Source organism: Weissella sp. ESL1139, from assembly GCF_058506735.1.
The window spans coordinates 1,126,488-1,150,560 of the sequence record NZ_CP196375.1; the positions used below are offsets into that span (position 1 = coordinate 1,126,488).

Annotated in this window: 23 protein-coding genes; all 23 read right to left on the minus strand. The window is 37.8% G+C overall.

Annotation, left to right across the window (positions count from 1 at the left end; all coding sequences use genetic code 11):
• Positions 1-49: 49 nt before the first annotated feature.
• Positions 50-1,450, minus strand: coding sequence for a C40 family peptidase (locus ACSYSF_RS05480; protein ID WP_489866981.1), 1,401 nt, complete (start codon positions 1,448-1,450; stop codon positions 50-52).
• Positions 1,451-1,681: 231 nt separating this feature from the next.
• Positions 1,682-3,199 carry a glycerol kinase GlpK gene (gene glpK / locus ACSYSF_RS05485; protein WP_489866982.1) on the minus strand — a complete coding sequence of 506 codons (1,518 nt, stop codon included), beginning with the start codon at positions 3,197-3,199 and terminating at the stop codon, positions 1,682-1,684.
• A gap of 87 nt (positions 3,200-3,286) precedes the next feature.
• The gene (thmT, locus tag ACSYSF_RS05490; RefSeq protein WP_489866983.1) at positions 3,287-3,472 is read right to left on the minus strand and encodes a 2-hydroxymuconate tautomerase; all 186 of its coding nucleotides are present in this window, start codon (positions 3,470-3,472) and stop codon (positions 3,287-3,289) included.
• Positions 3,473-3,486: 14 nt separating this feature from the next.
• Positions 3,487-4,455: a YitT family protein gene (locus ACSYSF_RS05495; RefSeq protein WP_489866984.1), complete on the minus strand. Its 969-nt coding sequence runs from the start codon at positions 4,453-4,455 to the stop codon at positions 3,487-3,489.
• Positions 4,456-4,623: 168 nt separating this feature from the next.
• Complete coding sequence (locus ACSYSF_RS05500) at positions 4,624-5,910, minus strand: dicarboxylate/amino acid:cation symporter (RefSeq protein WP_489866985.1); 1,287 nt, start codon at positions 5,908-5,910, stop codon at positions 4,624-4,626.
• A gap of 84 nt (positions 5,911-5,994) precedes the next feature.
• On the minus strand, positions 5,995-6,348 hold the full coding sequence (rplS, locus tag ACSYSF_RS05505) for a 50S ribosomal protein L19 (RefSeq protein ID WP_092461838.1): 354 nt from the start codon (positions 6,346-6,348) through the stop codon (positions 5,995-5,997).
• A gap of 115 nt (positions 6,349-6,463) precedes the next feature.
• Positions 6,464-7,210, minus strand: a complete 747-nt coding sequence (gene trmD / locus ACSYSF_RS05510; protein WP_489866986.1) for a tRNA (guanosine(37)-N1)-methyltransferase TrmD — start codon at positions 7,208-7,210, stop codon at positions 6,464-6,466.
• A gap of 2 nt (positions 7,211-7,212) precedes the next feature.
• Entirely contained in the window at positions 7,213-7,719 is a 507-nt protein-coding gene (gene rimM, locus ACSYSF_RS05515) for a ribosome maturation factor RimM (RefSeq protein ID WP_489867503.1), read from the minus strand.
• Positions 7,720-7,855: 136 nt separating this feature from the next.
• Complete coding sequence (gene rpsP / locus ACSYSF_RS05520) at positions 7,856-8,128, minus strand: 30S ribosomal protein S16 (RefSeq protein WP_002828499.1); 273 nt, start codon at positions 8,126-8,128, stop codon at positions 7,856-7,858.
• Between the two features lie 90 nt (positions 8,129-8,218).
• Complete coding sequence (gene ffh / locus ACSYSF_RS05525) at positions 8,219-9,670, minus strand: signal recognition particle protein (RefSeq protein ID WP_489866987.1); 1,452 nt, start codon at positions 9,668-9,670, stop codon at positions 8,219-8,221.
• A 4-nt stretch (positions 9,671-9,674) separates the two neighbouring features.
• Positions 9,675-10,016, minus strand: coding sequence for a putative DNA-binding protein (locus ACSYSF_RS05530; protein WP_489866988.1), 342 nt, complete (start codon positions 10,014-10,016; stop codon positions 9,675-9,677).
• A 5-nt stretch (positions 10,017-10,021) separates the two neighbouring features.
• The gene (gene ftsY / locus ACSYSF_RS05535) at positions 10,022-11,269 is read right to left on the minus strand and encodes a signal recognition particle-docking protein FtsY (protein ID WP_489866989.1); all 1,248 of its coding nucleotides are present in this window, start codon (positions 11,267-11,269) and stop codon (positions 10,022-10,024) included.
• 10 nt (positions 11,270-11,279) lie between these two features.
• Positions 11,280-14,834, minus strand: a complete 3,555-nt coding sequence (smc, locus tag ACSYSF_RS05540; RefSeq protein WP_489866990.1) for a chromosome segregation protein SMC — start codon at positions 14,832-14,834, stop codon at positions 11,280-11,282.
• Between the two features lie 9 nt (positions 14,835-14,843).
• Positions 14,844-15,542 (minus strand): ribonuclease III, encoded by a 699-nt coding sequence (gene rnc / locus ACSYSF_RS05545; RefSeq protein WP_489866991.1) that lies wholly within the window; start codon positions 15,540-15,542, stop codon positions 14,844-14,846.
• Between the two features lie 125 nt (positions 15,543-15,667).
• Positions 15,668-15,910 carry an acyl carrier protein gene (gene acpP / locus ACSYSF_RS05550; RefSeq protein ID WP_489866992.1) on the minus strand — a complete coding sequence of 81 codons (243 nt, stop codon included), beginning with the start codon at positions 15,908-15,910 and terminating at the stop codon, positions 15,668-15,670.
• Between the two features lie 54 nt (positions 15,911-15,964).
• Complete coding sequence (gene plsX / locus ACSYSF_RS05555) at positions 15,965-16,999, minus strand: phosphate acyltransferase PlsX (RefSeq protein ID WP_489866993.1); 1,035 nt, start codon at positions 16,997-16,999, stop codon at positions 15,965-15,967.
• A gap of 96 nt (positions 17,000-17,095) precedes the next feature.
• On the minus strand, positions 17,096-19,132 hold the full coding sequence (gene recG / locus ACSYSF_RS05560) for an ATP-dependent DNA helicase RecG (RefSeq protein ID WP_489866994.1): 2,037 nt from the start codon (positions 19,130-19,132) through the stop codon (positions 17,096-17,098).
• Between the two features lie 124 nt (positions 19,133-19,256).
• A complete protein-coding gene (locus ACSYSF_RS05565; protein ID WP_489866995.1) occupies positions 19,257-20,951 on the minus strand; it encodes a DAK2 domain-containing protein in 1,695 nt (564 codons plus the stop codon).
• 24 nt (positions 20,952-20,975) lie between these two features.
• Positions 20,976-21,338 (minus strand): Asp23/Gls24 family envelope stress response protein, encoded by a 363-nt coding sequence (locus tag ACSYSF_RS05570; protein ID WP_489866996.1) that lies wholly within the window; start codon positions 21,336-21,338, stop codon positions 20,976-20,978.
• Positions 21,339-21,478: 140 nt separating this feature from the next.
• Complete coding sequence (rpmB, locus tag ACSYSF_RS05575) at positions 21,479-21,679, minus strand: 50S ribosomal protein L28 (protein ID WP_002828513.1); 201 nt, start codon at positions 21,677-21,679, stop codon at positions 21,479-21,481.
• Positions 21,680-21,798: 119 nt separating this feature from the next.
• Positions 21,799-22,467 carry a thiamine diphosphokinase gene (locus ACSYSF_RS05580; protein WP_489866997.1) on the minus strand — a complete coding sequence of 223 codons (669 nt, stop codon included), beginning with the start codon at positions 22,465-22,467 and terminating at the stop codon, positions 21,799-21,801.
• Positions 22,467-23,126 carry a ribulose-phosphate 3-epimerase gene (gene rpe, locus ACSYSF_RS05585; protein WP_489866998.1) on the minus strand — a complete coding sequence of 220 codons (660 nt, stop codon included), beginning with the start codon at positions 23,124-23,126 and terminating at the stop codon, positions 22,467-22,469. Before rpe ends, ACSYSF_RS05580 begins: the two co-directional genes overlap by 1 nt.
• 26 nt (positions 23,127-23,152) lie before the next feature.
• Complete coding sequence (gene rsgA / locus ACSYSF_RS05590) at positions 23,153-24,067, minus strand: ribosome small subunit-dependent GTPase A (protein ID WP_489866999.1); 915 nt, start codon at positions 24,065-24,067, stop codon at positions 23,153-23,155.
• Positions 24,068-24,073 lie beyond the last annotated feature (6 nt).

The following is a 24,073-nucleotide window of genomic DNA, read 5'->3' on the forward strand; positions in this document are numbered from 1 at the left end:
AAAGACGAAGAACAAACGTTCCTCGTCTTTTTGTTGTATTTCAAAAATATTATTTAAAATTATACGACCCAACAAAGTCTGGTGCAATTTCAGCATCAGTCAATGATGCCGTTTGAACCTGTTGTCCCGGTTGTGATGCTGTCACATATTGACCGTTACCTGTATAAATTGCCACTTGCCATGGTGCACCTTGGCCACCCCAGAAGAGCAAGTCTCCTGGTTGTGCCGTTTGACTAACTTCTGCACTAGAGTGTACTTCTGATGCCTTAACATGGGCCTTTTGCGCCACAGTATACATTGGCATATTTACACCAGCATCATGATATGCTTTAGCAACCAAACCAGATGAATCTAATCCAGCAGTGGTTTTACCACCCCAAGCATATGGAATCTGTTGGTCAGCATAATCCGTAGCAGCTGACACAATAGCTGCACGTTGTTCAGCTGTTAAATTAGCAACTGTCTTCGTTTGGCTAACCATTTTTGATGCATCATCATTCGTTGATGTTGTAGCCACACTCTGATCTTGCGTTGCCACATCATCCAATGAATTTAACACAACATCTCCATTAGTCATTGTAGTTGCTTGCTTATCTGACTGTGTTGACTTTGCTGACTCAAGTGGTGTAACTGTAGTCGTGCTCTTAGCTGATACGCCTTGTGTTGAAACTGAAGCATCACTATATGTTTGTGACTGAACAGAAGCGTCAGGTGCTAAAGATTGATCTGATACAACACTACTATCAGTATAAGGTACAGTATCAGCAGCACTACTATCAACTACTGGAGCCTCAGATTCAGCAGGAGCGCTTTGAGCCACACTACCACCATTTGGAATGTTAAGTGATTGTCCAATACTTAGCATGGTTGTATCAGCATCTGGATTAGCAGCTTGTAAATCAGCTACTGAAACACCATTCATCGCTGCTACAGTTGCCAATGTATCCCCATCTTTAATGGCATAAGTCCCCATATCATCTGAACTAGTACCATTATCATTAGCTTCAGAAACAACTGCATCCTCAGCTGGCGTACTTGGTTGATCAATATCAGACTCATCAGTAGTCGAGTCATCATAGTATGAAGCTACTTTATCAGAACTTTCATCTTCAACATCTGATTCACTAATGGCATCTGTCATTGCTTTAGAAGCAACATTGTTAATGTTACTCTTAGGGGCTTTAGTTTTCTTTGTATCATCTTTAAACGTGGCTAACTTTGAATCTTTATGACTTTTACCACGAAGAATGTCTGACTTCATTGTAACTTGGCTAGACTTTTCATGAATAAAGTCTGCTACATTTGAAAATTGTCCAATTTGTTGCTTGTTAGATGTAACATCTACTGCATCTTTAACTGCTGCCTTAACATCAGGTATTTGTGTTGTTGCAATTACACCAGCTGCACCGGCAATACCTGTGAAAAGCAATTTAGTTGAAGCCTTTACCATAGGTTCAACTCCTCTCAACTTATTTTTTAAAGGTCAACCTAAATACACATTCCCCAATCATACTTAAATCTCACTTAATATTTATATAATACCTTATATTTCTTTAAATTTTTAGGGGAACATACGTTCTTTTTTATTATACAAAAAAAGAAATTAAAATAAAGCTGACTTATTTATCAGATACACTGATTAAACAACATCATTTTAATTCCTTAGATATTTATTTATAATTTAAATTGATTCTTCGTCTAATGGGAAAAGTCTAGTTGCTTTAACGGCACGTTGCCATCCCCGATAAGCTTTTTGCACCTGTTGTTGATGCGCCAATATTGGATCTTTCACTTCTAAATTATTCCCCACCGGCAAACTAGTTTGATCTGCCCAGAAACCAACGCCTAATCCTGCAAGATATGCCGCACCTAAGGCCGTTGTTTCAAGCTGGGTAGGTCTTTTAACTGGCTTGTTTATTAAATCAGCCTGGAACTGGTGTATATAATCATTTGCAGCTGCCCCACCATCAATCACTAAACTTGCGACTTCAAGGCCAGTATCATCTTGCATTGCTTCTAACACATCACGCGTTTGATAAGCAATCGACTCTAGCGTTGCACGAACAAAATCTCCTTTAGTCGTCGCGCGCGTTAAACCAAACATTGCACCACGCGCATTTTGATCCCAGTAAGGTGCACCTAGGCCGGTAAAAGCTGGCACTAAGTACACTGGAGCAATATGTTGCTCACGAGCTAGTGAAGCAATTTCAGCTGTTTCCTTAGCATTATCAATAATCTCAAGACCATCTTTAAGCCATTGAATAGCCGCACCGGCAATAAACACGGAACCTTCCAACGCGTATGTAACTTCACCATTAATACTATAGGCAATCGTTGTTAATAAGCCATTTGTCGACCGAGAAATATCATGACCAGTATTCATGACAATAAATGATCCTGTGCCGTATGTGTTTTTAACATCACCCTTTTTAAAGGCTTGATGACCAATAAGCGCTGCTTGTTGATCACCAGCAATACCTGATATTGGCACCTGTAATCCAAAGAACACATAATCAGCAGTATAACCAAATACACCGGCTGAATCACGGACTTCAGGCAATAACGCTGCTGGAATATTAAATTCAGCCAATAAATCAGTATCCCATTCTTTAGTATGGATATTAAACAACATGGTACGTGAAGCATTTGAATAATCAGTTGCATGGACTTGGCCATTTGTTAAATTATACAAAAGCCAGGTATCAACAGTTCCAAACAATAATTCACCTTTTTCAGCTCGTTCACGAGCACCAGGCACATTATCTAATAACCACATGATTTTAGTTGCTGAAAAATATGCATCTATCCATAAACCAGTTTTTTCATAGATGTAATTCGTAAGACCTTTTTCTTGTAAGCTTTCAGCAATTTTATCACTTTGCTTTGATTGCCAAACGATAGCTGGTGCAATTGGCTCACCAGTTATGCGGTCCCAAATGATGGTTGTTTCACGTTGATTAGTCAAACCAATACTGGCAACTTTATAAGGCGGAATATTAGCTTGAATAACAACTTGTGCCATAACTTGACGAGCATCATCCCAAATTTGCATCGCATCGTGTTCAACCCAACCAGGATTGTTAAAAATCTGTGGCAATTCTTTTTGCGCCTTAGCCACCACCTGGCCATTTTCATCAAACAAGATTGCTCTTGTACTTGTTGTCCCTTGATCAAGCGCCATTATATATTGATCAGTCATCTGTTTCCTAGCTCCCACTCTTATTCTTAATATGATTTGATACAAAAAAAGATGGAACTAAATCCGTTCCATCTCTATCATACGAGATTATTTTTCAGAACGTAAAACGCCACCGTCCATATAACGATCAGGTTGCATCTCATTAACAACCACCTTAATATCTTGACGTGGTACACCAATATGCGTTTCAATTGCGTCTGTGACATCTGTCATCATCGCCTTCAACTGCTCATCACTGCGTCCTGCAACTAAATCAATATGAACTAATGGCATCTTTATTTCCTCACTTATTTTTCTTCACTATTTAAATTAATTTTATCAGCTTCTTCGTCGATATTCAACGCGTCTGTAATTTGAGCTTTAGCGGCAACACGTTCACGTTTAATTTGTGATTGTAAATCTTCATTCCAAAAATTATTTGATACATCAACCGTACTAACAATATTCACAAATGCATTGGCATCGATCGATTTGACTAAATTCTGCATTTCAGTCAACTCATAACGTGAAAGAACCATCATCAATGTTGTATTAGGTTCTTGTGTAAAAGCTCCTCTTGATGGTAATACGGTAATACCGCGTACCAAAGCTTCTTGTAAACCTTGGATAACTTCATCAGGATGTGTGGTAACAATAAACGCTGTTAACTTTTGATGACGAGTATGAATAGTATCTACCATGACTGACGTTGCATAAATACCAATAATTGTGTACATCGCATTTTGCCAACCAATGAATGAACCAGCAACCACAACGATAAAGACATTGATAAACATATTGATAGAACCAATTGACTTACCAGTCGTTTTTTGAACAATCATGGCAACAATGTCCATTCCACCAGTTGAAAAACCAACTTTAAAGGTCAAACCAATCGAAATACCTAACAACAAACCACCAAACAAACCAGCTAAGATTGGTTCGTGAAATACTAATGTTGTTTTAGGTAAAACAATTTGCATAAATGAAGCCGCAAAATTATTTAAAAAAGACAAGATTGTAAATTCTCGTCCGGCATAGATCCATCCAGCAATTGCCAAAGGAATATTACTTGCCATTATTATTGCTCCAACTTCAACGTGAAGACCAAAAACTGAATCAAAAAATAAACTAATTAACTGAGCCACACCATTAAACCCACCTGAAAAGATGTTATTTGGAATAAAAAAGTTATTCATTGAAATTGCTACTAAAACTGCTGTAATAACAAATACAACTGCCTTAATACCATATTCACGTACCCGTGCCGTTACCACAATCTACGCCTCCTATCTTAAACAAAAAATCATTTTACTATTATTACACAAATTAGGTGAAAATAACACACTACAATTTAATATTTAGGTTTTACTATATAATTATTAACCCAAAGCATAAAAATAGTGGACACATAAAAATTTTTATATGTCCACTATAGTAATTTATTACTTAAAACTACTAATATATTGGCGATTCTTATCATCATCGAAATCTTTTTCAGACTTGGCAATGACAATCGATGCTGTTGAATTACCCACAACATTAACCACGGTACGACCCATATCAACCAAACGATCAACACCGGCAATAAAGGCTAATCCTTGAGCAGGTACCCCAATAGTTGATACAGTGGCCAACAAAACAACAAAAGAAGCCCCTGGCACACCAGCCATTCCTTTAGACGTAATCATCAACACAACCACAAGGGTAACTTGTTGTGCCAATGACAAGTGAATACCATAAGCTTGTGCCATGAACAATGCACCAATTGCTTGATAAATTGCAGAACCATCTAAATTAAACGTATAACCCGTTGGGACAACGAATGAGACAATTCCTTGACTCACACCAAACTTTTCCATTTTGCTTACAATACGTGGTAAAGTCGCTTCAGATGAAGCTGTTGTAAAAGCTAAAACAATTTCATCTCGTAAGACTCTAAACAAATCAAATACATTCAAATGATAAATTTTTAGAACAATCCCTAAAATGACCACAATAAAGAACAGCATAGCCAAGTAGGCCACAAAAATAAAGTACCCGAGTGATTGTAAGGACTTTAATCCCATTTGTGCGACTGTTGAGCCAATTAACGCACCAACACCAATAGGTGCTAGGCTCATAACCCAATTGGTTACTTTGAACATCACTTCAGCAACCGCATCTAGTAAATCAATAATAACTTGTCCTTTAGGACCAATCGCTGCCGTTCCTAACCCAAAGAATACCGAAAATAAAATAACTTGGAGCATTTTATTATTCGATAACGAAGAAAAAATATTAGTCGGCACAATATCCATAATGGTGTCCCAAAGGCTACCTGTACCAGCCGATTTTGCCGTTGATAAGTAATTACTAATATTACTTGCCTGTAAATTATGAATGTTAACATGAGCACCCGGTTCAAATACATTTCCAGCAATCATTCCTAGAATTATGGCAATTGTTGATAAAATTTCAAAATAAATAAGGGTTTTTAAACCAATGCGCCCTAATTTACGCATATCACCCATTTTGGCAATGCCGACAGTTAAACTTGAAATAACAATTGGTAATACAATCATTTGAATTAAGCCAATAAACATGGTTCCAATATTTTGCATTGCTGTAATTGCCATCTTGTTTTTGAAAAAGATCACCCCTAAAATTACACCAACTATTAAACCAATAACTATTTGCCAGCCTAAGCTCAACCTATGTTTTTGACTACCTTTATTGTTAACGGTACTCATATTATCCCCCCTTAAACTATTTTTTATTCAAAAAAGCCAACCTCTCGACTAAGAGGTTGGCTTTTTACTAACAGTTTACCCTTGTTAGCGGCGTGCTTCTTGAATACGAGCAGCCTTACCGTGCAATGCACGCAAGTAGTACAACTTAGCGCGACGTACACGACCATGACGAATTACTTCGATTTTATCAACACGTGGTGAGTGCAATGGGAATGTACGTTCCACACCAACACCACTTGACATCTTACGAACAGTGTATGTAGCTTGGATACCCGTACCCTTACGCTTGATAACAACACCTTCGAAGATTTGGATACGCTCACGTGAACCTTCAACGATACGTGCGTGAACACGAACTGAATCTCCGGCACGGAACTCTGGAATATCTGTACGCAATTGGTCAGCGACCAACTTCTCTAACAAAGCGTTTTGACGCATAATTAATTCTCCTCTTCGATAATCATTCCACCACCTGGCCAGCGGATTACCGGGTTTTATTTAGTACTCTTGAGCACCAAAAATTATAATATCACAATACAAGCTACTTCACAAGTTATTTATTTACATTATCCCGTTCTTCTTGAATCACTTCATTTAGTAACTTTCGTTCATCTGATGTAAATTCATAATTTTTCAACAAATCAGGTCGTCGTTGATACGTTCGCCGAATTGCTTCTTTATGTTTCCATGTCGCAATATTTGCATGGTGACCAGATAGCAAAACTTTTGGTACAGTTAGGCCTCTAAAGTCGGCTGGACGCGTATACTGGGGGTATTCTAATAACCCCGTTGAAAAAGATTCATCCACTGCTGAACGATCATCGCCAAGCGCTTCATCTAATAAACGCACGGTTGCATCTACGACAACCATGGCACCTAACTCACCACCAGTTAAAACAAAATCACCAAGTGAAATTTCATCATCTACCAATGTCCGAATGCGCTCATCATATCCCTCATAATGACCAGCAATAATCGTTAAATGCTCTTCTTTAGCTAGTTCTTCTGCCATTGGTTGATCAAAAGTCTTACCAGCTGGATCCATCAAAATAACACGACCACGATTACCAGCTTCCCTTTCAACTGCGTCCATCGCATCAAATAGTGGCTGTGGCATCAATAACATGCCCTGGCCACCACCATAAATTTCATCATCTACTTTGTTATGCTTGTTAGTCGTATAATCTCTGAAATCAGTGACATTAAAATCGACTAACCCACGCTCAACCGTTTTACCGATAATAGATTCACGCATTGGTGCAAACATATTAGGAAATAGACTCAATACATCAATTCGCATATTTAAATTTCCTCTAACAAATTAACTTTAGCAATCCCCTGATCTAGATCAACTGCTGTTACAACATCTTCAATAAAGGGTAACAAAAGATTTTCTTGACCTTTGCGCTGCACAACCCAAACATCATTTGCGGGCAATGGCATAATCTCAGTTACTGTCCCAATAACCTGTTGGGAATCATTATCCATAATTTTTAAACCGATAATATCATGGTAATAATATTCATCATTGGGCAACGTTTGTGGTAATTCATCAGCAACCAATAATTCGCTATCTTTATACTGCTCGACATCATTAATATTTTGCATATTCACAAAGCTCAATAAAACAAATTGCTTATGTTCGCGTACGGTTGCAATTTGAACTTCAACATTATCAGGCTTCACAGCAATAATTAATTTACCACCCTTTTGGAAGCGTTCCATGGGAAAATCAGTTGTGGGTACAACTCGCACTTCACCTCGAATGCCATGCGTATTAACTATTTTACCAACTTTATACAAAGTCATGTTTTCTTCCCTTTTCATTTAAATAATATTAATTGTAGTATACCAGTAAAATAAAATTAACTAAACAGGCAATAAATATTATTCTTTACTAACAAAAAAAGAATCCATCAAATGGATTCCTTTTTTAGTTATCAAATTACTTTGAGTACTTTGCGTTATGGTACTTTTCCATAATGCCGGCATTTGACAACAAGTTCTTAACAGTATCTGATGGTTGTGCACCATTGTTCAACCATGACAAAACTAGTTCTTCGTCTAGCTTTACTTCTGATGGTTGTACTAGTGGGTTGTAAGTTCCCACTGTTTCAATAAAGCGACCATCACGTGGTGAACGTGAGTCTGCAACAACGATACGATATACAGGGTGCTTCTTTGAACCCATGCGCTTCAAGCGAATTTTAACTGCCATATTTTTATATTTCCTCCAGTCGTTTTCTACAATTAATACTATAACAGACTATCCAACTGGTGTAAAGTGTTTTCCCTTTACACTTTGTAATTAACGTCGCTTTTTCTTGTTTTTCCGCATTTTACGGGCCATTTGCTTCATCGCAACGTTAGCCATCTTACCCTTCATGCCACCACCAGGGAAGCCAGCACCACCATTGCCGCCACCCATAGCGTTCATCATTTGCTCCATACCAGCCATGTCACCATTCATGACACCAGACATCATCTTTCTCATTTGATTAAATTGCTTAACCATACGATTAACTTCAACCACTGGTCGTCCAGCTCCCGCAGCCAAACGACGCTTACGAGATGGATTTAATACATCTGGATTTTCACGCTCTTCGGGGGTCATTGACATCACAATAGCTTTAAGATGAGCCATATCTTTTGGATCGATTTTAGCATTCTTTAAGGCTGGATTATTAGCCATCCCTGGAATCATCTTCATGATATCTTCCATAGGTCCCATATTTTGTAACTGATCCATTTGATCAATAAAATCGTTGAAATCAAAAGTATTTGATTTCATTTTTTCCATTGTCTCGGCAGCTTGCTTTTCGTCATAATCTTTTTGGGCTTTTTCGATCAAAGTCATCATGTCACCCATACCAAGAATACGACTAGCCATACGATCTGGATAGAAAATATCCAAATCTGTCATCTTTTCACCTTGACCAACATATTTAATTGGCTTACCAGTTACAGCACGAATTGATAAAGCAGCTCCACCACGTGTGTCACCATCTAACTTAGTTAGGACCACACCAGTAATATCAAGACGATCATTAAATCCTTCGGCTGTTTCAACAGCGTTTTGTCCAGTCATCGCATCGACGACCAACATAATTTCATCAGGATGTGCAATATCTTTGATATCAGCTAATTCTTGCATTAACTCTTCGTCAATTTGCAAACGACCAGCCGCATCAATAAAGACATAATCTGACTTTAATTCGGCTGCTTTTTCCATTCCAGCTTGCACAATATCACGTGGATTAACGTCTGTCCCTTGTTCAAAAACAGGCACATCAATTTGTTCACCCAGTGACTTTAATTGTTCAATAGCGGCTGGACGATAAACGTCGGCTGCAATCATCAATGGTCGAGCATTTTGTTCATCTTTTAGCTTTAAGGCTAATTTCCCAGCTGTTGTCGTTTTACCAGCACCTTGTAGACCAACCATCATAATAACCGTTGGAATCTTTGGTGATTTATTCAATGGCGCAGCTGACTCCCCCATCATGGTCGTCAACTCATCATTAACAATAGATACAATTTGTTGGGCAGGGTTTAAGCCATCCAAAACCTTTGCACCAGCCGCTTTTTCACGCACACTACGTACAAAGTCTTTAACAACTTTAAAATTAACATCGGCTTCTAGCAATGCTAAACGAATCTCACGCATTGTCTCGCGTAAATCCGCATCGGTAACTTTCCCTTTACGTCGTAAACCACTTAAAGCTTTTTGTAGTCGATCTGTTAAACCTTCAAAGGCCATAATTTTACTCCTCTTCTAATGTTACTAATTGTGATGCTAAACGAATCAAACTATCATCATCAGAATAATTTTTTTGAATATACGCATTTAAATTATCAGCTGCACGAAGTCTATTTTGGTAATCATCATAAAGATGTAACTTATCTTCGTAGTTTTCTAGTAGCTGCGTACTCCTCTTGATATTATCATAGACTGCTTGGCGGGAAACCTGAAACTCTTCAGCAATCTCGCCTAAAGAATAATCATCTGCATAGTACAATTGTAAATAATTATTTTGTTTAGTAGTTAATAATGGTTCATAAAAATCGCATAGCATATTTAAACGCATACTCTTTTCTAATTCCATAACACTTACTCCGTTAATAAACTACCAAATAGACTCTTAACGAAATCATTAGCTTCAAATGGCTGGATATCAGTAACCTTTTCGCCTAATCCAACCCACTTAACAGGCAAATGTAATTCGTTACGAATTGGTAAAATAATTCCACCTTTGGCTGTTCCATCAAGCTTAGTCAAGATAATTCCGGTAACATCGGTTGAATCTTTAAACAACTTAGCTTGCTGAACCGCATTTTGACCAGTGGTTGCATCCAAAGCTAACAAAACTTCTTGTGGCTCATTAGGCAATTCACGCGTAATAACACGCTTCATTTTCGCTAACTCTTGCATCAAGTTAACGTTATTTTGAAGACGACCAGCTGTATCCACAAATAGAATATCTGCATCTGTATCAATTGCTGTTTTAACACCATCAAAAACAACTGAAGCTGGATCAGCCTTAGCTGCACCTGTTACAACTGGCACATCATTACGTTCACCCCAAGCCACTAATTGTTCGGTAGCACCAGCTCTAAAGGTATCTGCTGCTGCCAAAACAACTTTTTTACCTTCATTTTTATAATAAGATGATAGCTTACCAATTGTCGTTGTCTTACCAACACCATTTACGCCGACAAGTAAAATAACAGTTGGACCTTCAGACGCAAAATGCATTGAAGCATCTTCATTGATTCCTTGGCTACGGTACAAATCAACCAACTTATCAACAATGACTTCTGATACTTCTTGCTTACTCTTGGCATTCTGCAACTTAACTTCATCACGAAGTTCATCAGTTAATTGAACAGCTGTTTGAGCACCAACATCCGCACCAATTAAAGTTTCTTCTAAATCATCAAAGAAATCTTCATCAACTGAACGGAAGTTAGCCATAAATGAATTCCAACGTTCTGACCAAGTTTTCTTGGTCTTAGTCAACCCACTATCCAGCTTTTCACTAGCATCTTTCGTTTCTGTTTCTGTTTCTGTTTCTGTTTCTGTTTCTGTTTCTGTTTCTGTTTCTGTTTCTGTTTCTGTTTCTGTTTCTGTTTCTGTTTCTGTTTCTGTTTCTGTTTCTGTTTCTGTTTCTGTTTCTGTTTCTGTAATATCGGCTGTTGGCATAACAATGTCAATTGCTTCACCTGGTGTTGGTTGCAAAACCTCAACTTTCACAATTTCCACTGGTGGCAAACCATTTTCCCAGCTTTGCGGATAAATGACCTCCACTTCAACGGTGTCTGCTGCTGGCTTCTTTTTAAAAAAATCAAATAATCCCATTTTTTCCCCTTTAATTTTCTATGAGCGTTTCATCTAAATCAGTCAAACTAACTGATACCATAGTCGAAACTCCTGGCTCTTGCATAGTAACCCCGTACAAAACATCAGCTTGTGTCATTGTCCCTTTACGATGCGTAATGACAATAAACTGTGTCTGTTGGTTAACTTCATGCAAATAGTTCGCAAAGCGGTCAACATTGGCTTCGTCCAACGCAGCTTCAGTTTCATCCAAAATTGCAAATGGCACTGGTCGAACAGCTAAGATTGCAAATAATAAACTAATTGCAGTTAATGCCTTTTCACCACCAGAAAGTAAACTCATTTGTTGGAATTTCTTGCCAGGTGGCTGTGCCTCAATATCAATACCACTTGTTAACAAATTATCAGGATTTGTTAAGACTAATGATGCTTGACCACCACCAAACATTTTCACAAAAATTTTCGTAAATTGTGCTGCTATAGCATCGAATGTCTGCTTAAACCGTGTTTTCACTTCTTCGTCCATTTCAGACATTGTTTCTTGCAAATTATCTTTGGCAGCAATCAAATCATTTTGCTGTTGTGTCAAAAAGTCATATCGTTCTTTGACTTCTTGATACTCTTCAATTGCATGTAGATTTACGTGACCAATTTCATCGAGACCTTGCTGCAATAGTTTCAACTTCGTTCGAATCGTCTGCACATCCATATCAAGTAATTCAGACTTCGCAAACTCAAACGATGTGTCATAGGTTTCTTCTAGCGTTCTCTCATTAGTATTAATTAATGATTTTAGTTCACCTAAACGTCCGTTAAGTTCAGACATAGTCGTCATGATATGATTAACTGTATCTTGAATTAAATTCAAATCATCATTTAAAGTATCAACTTGTTGTTGCACTGATTGCAAATCAATTTTAATCTGCGTTAAAGTTTGCTCACTAGCTTTTTTATCAGTTTGTTGTGCTGCAATTTGTTGATGTAAACGCTCTTGGACGTCATCTTTATCTTGGGTTAAATCCTCTAACTGATGTTGAATAGCCGTAATCTGATTTTCTTCAGTTGTTTTTCTTTCCAATAAATCTTTTGCTTGTCGCTCTAATGATGATAGAAGTGCTTCAGATTTAGCTAAGGCTGTTTTATCAGCATTAATAGCTTTATCAGCCTGACTAATTTTTGCTTGTAACTGATCTTGTTCTTGCAAAACATTATCTAATTTTTGTTGCAATTGCTGTTGTTGCACTGTTAACTCAGTAATTGATTGTTCATTTTGATCGATGCTTTCCTGGGTACTTTTATTATCATCCGCTAGTCGATAATCATATTGTAACGCAGCTTGCTCTTTCTGCACTTGTTCCAAGTTTGCTTGCGCAAATTGTAAATCAGCTTTTTTGGCTTGCATTTGTTTATTCTGTGATAACAATTGCTGCTGTTGCTGATTAAACTCAGTCGTTGCTACCTCTAAATCATGATCAATTTGCTTAAGTTGCTGTTCAAATGTTAGGACTTTTTGATGCACTTCTTTTTCTTGTTGTACCAATTTATCAATTTCTGATTTCTGTGAAAGTAAACCATTACCATGTTGGCGATTAGCACCACCAGTCATTGAACCACCTGCATTCATCACTTGACCATCTAAAGTCACTAACCGCACACGATGCTGTAATTGCTTAGCTATGCCAATCGCAGCATCCATATTTGTGACAATGACAGTTGTCCCTAATAGATTAGCAATAATATTTTTATAAGCACTATCTATGCTCACCAGTTCAGTTGCAACACCAACTACCCCATTCAATCGAGCGATCGTTGTTAATTGATAATCACCTAAATGTCGTGCCTTAACAGTTGATTGCGGCAAAAAAGTTACCCGACCTAAGCGATGTTTTGCCAAATAACTAATAGCTGATTTTGCAGCTTGTTCATCAGTCACAACAACATGTTGTAAAGCTGAACCTAATGCTGTCTCAATCGCAATTTTGTACTCATCTTTAACCGTGATTAAATTAGCAATAACTCCTTGAATACCAGTAAACTGGTCCTGTGCCTTCATCAAGTTCTTAACACCTTGATAAAAGCCGTCATAGTTTTCAGCAACATGCTGTAATGATTGCAAACGTGTACTTACCCGTTGTTCCTGTGTCATTTCAGCAAACCATGCTTCTCGAACATCGTGTCGTTGCTTTTCTAATTGTTGACCATTGCTTTTAGTAGTTTCAAAAGCCTTTTGAGCCAACTCACTTTCTTGCGCAACCTTTTCTGTGGCAGTGATTTCAGTATTAACTTTATCCTGCGCGTCCTGTAAACGTCGCTTTAATTGTTCAGCACGTTGGCGCAAACGCAATGATTCTGCATCGCTACGTTCCGTCTCCTGAGCTAAGTAATTTTTTTGATTTTTAGCACTTGTTAATGCCTGCATAGTTGCAATTAAATCTTGACGAACTTGCTCAATTTCCTGGTTAAGCTCATCCAGTTTTGTCTGTGGATGCGTTGCTGTGGCATCAGCAATCTGATGTTGATATTGTTGCTGTTCTGCTTTTTGCTCTGCAAGCTCTTGTAAACATTCTTGATAGTGCGTATCAATTTCTGTTAAATGATCGTTGACTGTCTGCAAACGTTCATTCAAATTCTTAGTTGTCTCAGAACGATTTTTATAACGTTCAACTTGTAAGTTTTGCTCACCTGTTAGTTTCTCAATTTGTTGCGTTTGTTTTAACAATGCCGCCTGCGAACTCTGCTGTTGTGCATTTAATTTAGTCTGTTGCTTTCTAGCATCTTCCAGCGCTTGCTTTTTATCTTGGACAACTTTGGTTTGCTCGTTATAATCAGCTTGACTTTGGTCAATTTTTTTAGTTAACTGTTCTTTTTCTTGATACCAATCTAATAATTCTAGCACTAACCGTGATTGATCTAACTTGTCATATGAAGCTTTTGTTTTAATGTAATCTTCTGCTTTACCAGCTTCTTTAGCTAATGGATCTAGACGTCCTTGCAACTCATATAAAATATCAGCAACTCGTGTTAAATTATCATGAACATCAACTAACTCTTTTTGAGCCTTATCTTTATTTTGTTTATATTTATAAACCCCAGCGACATCTTCAATAATGCTACGGCGTTCGATTGGCTTTTCACTAAAAATACTCTCTACTCGTCCTTGAGAGATAATCGAAAAACTTTCTCGGCCCAATCCAGAATCCATAAACAATTCATGAACATCCTTCAATCTGACATTGACACCATTTATTTGATAATTAGAATCACCATTGCGATAAAGCTGCCGTGTAATCGTAATTTCTGTATATTCCGAATGTAAATAATGATCAGTATTATCAAATACAATCGACACCTCAGCACGATTCAATGGTGAACGTTGTGAAGTACCACCAAAGATAACGTCAGCCATTTTATCACCGCGTAATCCCTTCGCTGATTGTTCACCCATAACCCAACGAATAGCTTCAATTATATTTGACTTACCTGATCCATTGGGCCCAATAACCCCGGTAATTCCTGGCATAAATTCAATTTTGGTTCGTTCAGCAAACGACTTAAAGCCAGTTATCTCCAAAGTTTTTAATTTCATTTTATATTCCTAATCGTTCTTTAAAGATTGGTAAGCTTTACGTGCAGCCATCTTTTCTGCATCTTTGGTAGACTTACCAGTACCAATTGCTAACGGTTCGTTATCAACAGCTACTTGTACTGTAAAAATTTGCTCATTATTTGAAATAGCTTGTTCATCTAATTTAAGGTATGTAATCTTAACAGAACCATCACGTTGCAAATATTCTTGTAGCTTTGACTTATAATCAATGAATTGATCGTAAAAGCCTTGGTCAATTTTTACAAACATAATATCTTCTAAGAAACGCATTACCGTCTCTTGTCCTTGATCCAAGAACAAGGCACCAATAAAGGCTTCCCAGATATCTTCTAATAATGAATCACGGTTACGAGCACCTGATAATTCTTCACCGCGACCTAATTGTACATAGCGGTCTAGATGCAACTCACGTGACAAAGCTGCGAATGATTTTGTCTGGACCATTGAAATTCTCAACTCTGTCAATCGACCTTCATCCCAATTTGGAAAGCGTTTAAATAAATAAACGGCTGTAGATTGTTGCATAACCGCATCACCAAGGAATTCAAGACGTTGATAATCATTACCCACATATCCTGGATGTTCATTAATATAATTTGCTTGTGTTAATGCTTCTTCTAGTAACTTAGTATCATTAAAATGAATATGATGATCAGCTTCTAAATCTTCTTGTAGTTGTTTAAACATAATCCTACCTTCTTTTGTATATACACTTCTTTATTATACCAGAACACAATATTTCTTTATGCTTTTTATGCCAAATTTGGCAAAAAATGAGGACTGCTTTATCCACAGTCCTCATCATTTCTTATTTACTTAGTACGTGAAGCAATGTAATCAACTGTATTGTTAACAGTAATTAACTTTTCAGCATCTTCATCTGAAATTTCAGCACCAAACTCATCTTCCATTTCCAATACTAATTCAACGAAATCAATTGAATCTGCATCAATATCTTTTGTAAAATTTGTTTCACCCGTAATTTTAGCTGGATCTAATTCAAAGTGATCTGCTACTAATGTCACTACCTTATCAAAAATTTCTTGTCGTTCCATAATTATCTAACTTCCTCTTCTAAAAAATTATGCTTTTAAATCATTAACAAGCTTTTATTTAGCTGATTTTGACAAATCAGACTTATGCTCAGCTACAAAGGCCTCGGTCTTTGCTACTAAGTTTGTTTCCAACATCGTATGAATTTGCTTCATCGTATTAGCAACAGCACTTGGTCCGGCTGAACCATGGGTCTTAACAACAGGTGCTTTAACACCGATAACAACCGCACCACCATGTTGTGAATAATCCAGTTGTGATTGAATGCCCTTCATAGCTGGTTTCAACATTAAACCACCTAGTTTGGTCTTCATACTACCACCTAATATTGTATGCTTTAATAAGCGCAACATTGCCAAAGCTGTTCCTTCAGTTGCTTTCAATGCAGCATTACCTGAAAAGCCATCAGCCACTACGACATCAGCTGGTCCTTGTAATAAGTCACGAGATTCAACATTACCCACAAAGTTAACATACTTTTGTTCAGAACCATGCTTTAGTAATTGATGTGCTTCTTTGTGAACAGGATCACCCTTATCTTCTTCAGTACCATTGTTCAACAAACCAACACGTGGTTCATTAAAGCCAAGAACTTCTTTGGCATAAAATGAACCCAAAATACCATACTGATATAGATGAGTTGGACGATTTTCAGCATTAGCACCAACATCCATCATTGCAAAGGCATCGTTTGGGCCATCCAATGCTGGCAAAACTGTCAACAATGCCGGCCGATCAATACCTCTAATACGACCTACTGTAAAAATACCAACGGCTAATAAGGCACCAGTATTTCCAGCAGAAAAAATCGCATCAGCCTCACTATCTTTAACGGCTTGCGCTGCCATTACTAATGAACTTTGCTTCTTCTGACGAATGGCTTTAACAGGTTCTTCACCCATTTCCACTATTTCATCAGACTGTACTAAAGTTAGACGCGTTGTATCTTTTACTAATGGCTTTACTTTATCTAATTGGCCATACAATAAAAATTCAGTATCAGGCATATTATCTCGTGCCTGTTCAATACCTGCTACAATCGCTTCAGGGGCATTATCGCCACCCATTGCATCCACAGCAATCTTATACATAATTAACTCCCTTACGGATTTACTTAAAATTTCATTAATTGCAATACTATAAAATGTAACACATTTTATCAAATTGGTAAAAACTTAAATTTGAATTTAATCAAAATTACGAAAACGGCTCATGGTTTCAGACAACATTTCTGCTAATGATGCCATTCCTGGAGATTTATCCCAGTCTGGTTGACTAACAATTTCAATTGCTTCTTCCTGTGCAATATTCATCATGGTTAAGTCAGCAACTGGATCACCGACTCTAAATTCTGGCACACCTGATTGACGATTACCTAACACATCGCCAGCGCCACGCAATTCAAGATCCTTTTGTGCCAATACAAAGCCATCAGTTGTTGCCACCATGGCTTCCATACGGTCAATACCATACTGGGTCTTAGGATCACTAACCAAAAACGTATATGCTTGTCTTGAACCACGACCAACACGACCACGTAATTGATGTAATTGTGACAAACCAAATCGATCAGCATCTAAAATCATCATAATTGTTGCATTTGGCACATCTACCCCGACTTCAATCACGGTTGTTGCGACCAGCACTTGAAATTCATTAGCCTTAAAGGCTGTCATAATTGCATCTTTTTCATCATTAGATAAGCGACCGTGTAATAAACCGACTTTATATTCTGATGCAAAATATGCCGACAATTCTTCATACATGGCTTGTGCGTTTTGAACATCCAGCGTCTCAGATTCTTCAATTAATGGCGTCACAACATATGCCTGTACACCACTAGCGAGTTGTTTCTTAATAAAATTAATCGCCTTATCAAACTGATTATGCCGCAACCAATATGTTTTTGTTTGTTTTCGGCCAGCTGGTAATTGATCAATAATCGACACATCCATCTCGCCATATGCTGTAATCGCTAAGGTTCTTGGAATTGGCGTTGCGGTCATTGCTAATATATCAGGATTCATCCCAACGTTTCGCAAAGTCGCTCTTTGTTGCACCCCAAAGCGATGTTGCTCATCAATCACAGCTAATCCCAAATTATGAAAGGCGACATCTGGTTGAATTAGCGCATGGGTTCCAATAATAATATCAATATCGCCATCTACTAAGTCAGCCAATATTTGACGACGCGCAGCTACTTTCGTTGAACCAGTTAGTAATTCAACACGTACCTCATTTGGATCAAAAAAATTGCCAATGGTTTGGGCATGTTGTTGCGCTAAAATTTCAGTTGGCGCCATTAATGTGGCTTGCATCCCCGCTGTAATAGCCGCATACATGGCCAGAACCGCAACGATCGTTTTACCAGAGCCAACGTCACCTTGCAACAGTCGGTTCATATGAACTGGGCGTCGCATATCACGCACGATTTCGTTAACAACCTTTTTTTGGGCATCTGTTAATTCAAATGGTAATGTCGCAATAAACGCTTTTAATTGGTCATTATCATATTTAACTGATCGTCCCTGATTATGACGATCCATCTGCTTAATAACCTGCAGACGCATTTGAAAGACAAAAAATTCCATAAAAGAAGCTGTTCGTCGTGCCGCTGCCGCAACTTGCTCATTTTCTGGTGTATGCATACCAAAAATGGTATCATGATAATTCATTAATTGATAGCGTCGCCGAATATCAGCAGGAATAATTTCCTGGTCTAATGAATCTTTATACTTTCCTAATGCTTGAAAAATTAAGTCTTTAATCGTACCGGCTTTAATTTCCTTAGATGATGGATAAATAGCTTCTAATTCATCTTCACTATTTTTTGGAATCATTTTAATAGCTGATAAACTTTGATGCGTTTTACTATATGTACCGTAAATCGCGATTTCATGACCGATTTCAATATTTTTACCAAGCCATGGTTGATTAAAAAAAGATACTTGAATAGTATCATTTTCGACCGTTAATCTAAAATTTAAACGCGTCTTTTTGTAGCCCATCCGGCTAATGACAGGGGCTGATGTGACAACACCTTTAAAAGTTACTTTTTCACCATCAAGAGTTTGTGAAGGTAATTTTTGTGCCAAATCATTATAACGCCGCGGATAATACGTTAATAAATCGGCTATTGTAAACACGCCCAATTTATTTAACGCTTGTTCTCTTTTCGGACCAACACCTGACAATTCCGCAATACTATCTAGCAAACTAGGCATATATCTCTCCTATCATCTATAAATTAACAAAAGGTCTTTAGCAACTAATCACTAAAGACCTTTTCATAATTCTGACATGCTTTTATAGCTCACTCATGTCCATGTGCTAAATCACGTTAGAATTCTATTCAACTGAAATCAGAATTGGGTACAATGGTTGACCACCATCATGAATTTCAAACTCTAATTCATCATCAATTGATTGACCGACCTTTTGCAATGCTTCTGCATCCTCAACCGTCGCGTCTTGACCATAATAAATAGTTACTAGTTCTGATTCTTCGTCAGCCATTTTCTCAAGTAATTGAGCAGCTGCTTGATTAACGTCACCATCAGGGACTGCAACCACAATATCACCGTCTAACAAACCAATTGCATCGCCAGCTTGAATTGAAAGTCCGTTAATGGTTGTACTACGAACAGATGTCGTCACTGAACCAGACTTTACATCAGCGAGCGTTGCTGCCATTGCATCAGCATTTTCTTCAAGTGATTTCATTTGATCATAGCCTAATACTAGTGCTGTCAATCCTTGTTGAACCGTCTTAGTCTTAACAACTTTAACGGGTACATCAGCTAATGACATTGCTTGTTCAGCTGCCATAACAATATTACCATCATTAGGTAAAATAATAGCTGACTTGGCATGGCTATCAGTAACTGCCTTTAACAAATCTTGTGTTGAAGGGGCTTGTTCACTATCAATAATGGTGGTTGCACCAGTTGAAGCAAAGATTTCTTTGATACCTTCACCAGCAGCAGTTGTAATAACTGCAACGTCTGGTGCTTGCGTCTCATTTTCAGTGGCATCATCTTTTGCTTCAGCTTTTTGCTCAGCTGCAACCGTTGCAGCTTCAGCTTGTTGATCACGCATATTATCAACCTTAACTTTACGCAATGAACCAAAGTGAGTTCCCCAGTTAATAACATCACCTGGGTCTTCTGTATGAACATGCACTTTAACAACGTCATCGTCATTGATAACTAGTAGTGAATCACCTAATGCTGCTAAATGATCATAAAATGTATCATAATCAAATTTCTTATCATAAGTCGTACCCTTAGCAATATCAACCATGATTTCTGTACAGTAACCATATTTAATATCTTCAGGATTTAATTGACCTTGAACACCAGCATTATGCAATGACAAAACCATTGCATCTAAGTTAGCATTATCCAATTCTGTTGTGACTTCTTCACCAGACAAAACGGCATAAAAAGCACTTAGTACAATGACTAACCCTTGGCCACCTGAATCAACCACACCAACTTCTTTCAAAACTGGCAATAAATCTGGCGTCTTAGCCAAAGCTTTTTCAGCAGCTGCCAAAGCATCCGCCATCACTTGTGTCGCATCATCTGACTTTTTCGCTGTACGATTTGCAGCCGCTGCAGCCTCACGAATGACTGTTAAAATCGTTCCTTCAGTAGGCTTCATAACTGCTTTATAAGCTGTTTCAGCACCGCCCATTAGTGCGTCCGCCAAATCACGAGCTGATAAAGTTGCTTTATCATTAATCTTTGATGCAAAACCGCGGAATATTTGCGATAAGATAACTCCTGAATTACCACGAGCACCCATCAACAACCCCTTAGCAGTTGCTTGCGCTAATTGACCAAGATGGGTATTGTCTTCATTGCGCTCATATTCAGCACCACTTGCCATTGATAATGTCATATTTGTCCCAGTGTCACCATCAGGAACTGGAAATACATTTAATTTATTTATTTTTTCCGCATTATTTTTTAACGCATCCGCTGCTGCGTTAATCATTTTACCAAATTCAACATTGGTAATCGTTGTTACAACTTCCACCGTATTCAACTCCTTATACCCAGGCTAATCTCCCAGTATACGTACACCTTGTACTGTTACATTGACACTGCTAGCAACAATACCTAGCATCACATTTAGGTCATTTTTTACACGTGCTTGTACACTTTTAGAAATCTCGGAAATTTTCATGCCATACCCAACAATAATGTGAACATCTACTGTGACACCACCATCTTGTTGACGAACAACAACACCTTTTGAGAAGCTATCACCATTTAATATTTGATTCACACCGTCACGTAACGGATTCTGACTTGCCATACCGACAACACCATAATTATCGGTTACAGCTCCGGCTACGATTGTTGCAATTACGTCATTTTCAATTTCAATTGCACCTTGTACTGTTTGGATTTTTACTGTCATTAGAATGACCTCCATATTAAGCTAATGCTATTTTACCACATACTATGTATTAAAATTGCTGATTAATTAGCAACATTATGCTTATTAATAAAAAAAGCTATATAAAAGAAAAAAGCTACCAAACGGCAGCTTTATATTTCTTATACACGCTCAATAGAACCGTTCTTCAAACCAGCCTTCAAAGTACGAGCTGATAGGTACACCTTCTTAGGTGCTGAACCGTTAATCTTAACCGTTACTTTTTGCAAGTTTGGCTTCCAGCTACGACTACTTGAGTTAAGGGCGTGTGAACGTTGCTTACCGAAACGAGTACGCTTTCCATTTACTGCATCAACTGCCATATGTTTACCCTCCAATCTTAAGCTCTTTTATTCAGTGCTTTTATTTACTTGATTAATAATACCAAACCCTCACATAATAAGCAAGAGTTTTCTGTAAAGCATTTTTACTTTACACTTTATTACTGCTCTGCTGTTTGTCCAATCAAATCTTTACTTTGAATAACAGCAACAATACCGCTTTTAAATGAGAAATGATTTTCATTACCCACAAACTCATTTGATGAGAACGAAAATGGATTACCTGACCAATTTGATAAATGATATTTTTCATCATAAAGTGTCAAACCTGTTACCGGTGTTAACGGCATAAAACCAACATATTTCATAACAGGATCTTTAACAATTGTATGTTTACCAGGAAAGAAAAAATCAATTCGATTAATCCGGTCAATAATAGTAACTTTCTCAACGATATCTTTGAAACGAGGTTGTGTAAATATCCATATATTCGACAACAGTTGATCAATACGTCCCCCGGTAGCGCCATATATTTCAATTTGACTCGGATTATAATACTTTTGCACTAACGTTAATAACAATTCAGTATCTGTATCATCTTTCTCTGGTTTAACACTAACCAAATTAGGTAATTTACTAATAATTTCTTGACGTTCATCAGGCGTTACTGAATCAAAGTCACCTACTGTCAAAATGGGCGTTTGTCCCAACTCCAAAAGTCTTAATGAACCTCTGTCGGCTGCCGCCCAAGGTCCGTCTAACTCACCATTACGTAAATCATCAGGCCATTCAGAAATTGGACCACCAATCAATAAACGTATCCGTTCCATTAGTCAGTTGTAACATCCTTTAACTTGGCAATCTTTGCAGCCGGATCAACCTTGTCATACACATATGAACCAGCAACAGCAACAGTAGCCCCGGCATCATAAGCCATTTTTGTCGTCTTGTCATTAGCGCCACCATCGATTTCAATATCAAAATGGTAACCTTTATCAGCCTTAATTTTTGCTAATTCAGCAATCTTATCAATGGTTTCAGGCAAAAACTTTTGACCACCAAAGCCTGGGTTTACGGTCATTACCAACACCTGATCGACCATATGCAAAACTGGTTCAATCAATGCAACAGCTGTTCCTGGATTAATAACCACCTCGGCTTTGACACCATGTCCCTTAATTTGTTGTAGCGCACGATGAATATGATTAGTGGCTTCATAATGAACACCAATAATATCAGCACCGGCTTGGGCAAATTCGTCAATATAACGTTCAGGATCAACTGCCATTAGGTGCACATCCAATGTCATATTAGTGACTGGACGTAATGCTTTAACCCAGTTGGGTCCGTATGAAATTGATGGCACAAACATACCATCCATCACATCGATGTGTAAGTATTCTGCACCTGCATCTTCAACAAGCTTAACATCGCGTTCTAGATTCAAGTAATCTGCAGCAAGAATTGATGGTGCTACCTTAATTGTCATAACTTATTCCCTCTTTAATATATTCTTTAATGTTTTTTATCATGTTTATTATAAACCGGTCGCCGACCAGCAATCAAATCATAAAACAATTTATAGTTTTCGTAACGTGAAACCATGATTTCGCCATTTTCAACTGCTTCTTTAACAGCACATCCTGGTTCATTTAGATGGACACAACCTCTAAAACGACAATTAGCTGCGTATTCATTTAAATCACGAAAATACTGTCCTAAATCACGAGCCGGCATATCAAACACTTCAAATGAAGAAAAGCCTGGTGTATCAGCAACTAATCCACCATACAACGGTATCAAAGATACTTGTCGTGTCGTATGTTTACCACGACTTAAAGCTTGTGACACCTCACCAGTTTGTAAGTTTAATCCTGGCGAAAGATGGTTCAACAAGGTACTTTTCCCTGCACCAGTTTGTCCCATTAAAACTGTTAATTTATCCGCCAACATTGTTTTAACTTCATCTAAACTGTTATCATCAAAAACTTCTTCTGGCCAAATAACTTTGTAACCAATTTGGCGATATCCGGCAACCATATCACTAAAGGACGCTTTTTCTGCTGCTGATAATAAATCGGTTTTTGTAAAATAAATGACCGGCTCAATGTTTTTTTCTTCTAAAGCAACCAATTGTCGGTCTAACAAATTACTAGACCATTCCGGCATTTTAACAGCTGTTACAACAATCACCTGATCAACATTAGCGACTGGTGGTCGTACAATGCTATTTTTTCGTGAATCGATTGATAAAATGTAACCTTCATTAGGTGTTTCAGCACTAAAATCAACCCAATCACCTACTAATGGCTTTAACGACTTTTTACGAAAATTACCACGTGCGCGGGTACGAAATAATGTGCCGTCAGACGTTAACACATCATAAAAACCGGCTAATGCTAATTGGATTTGTCCATGGTACTCTGCCATCAATTC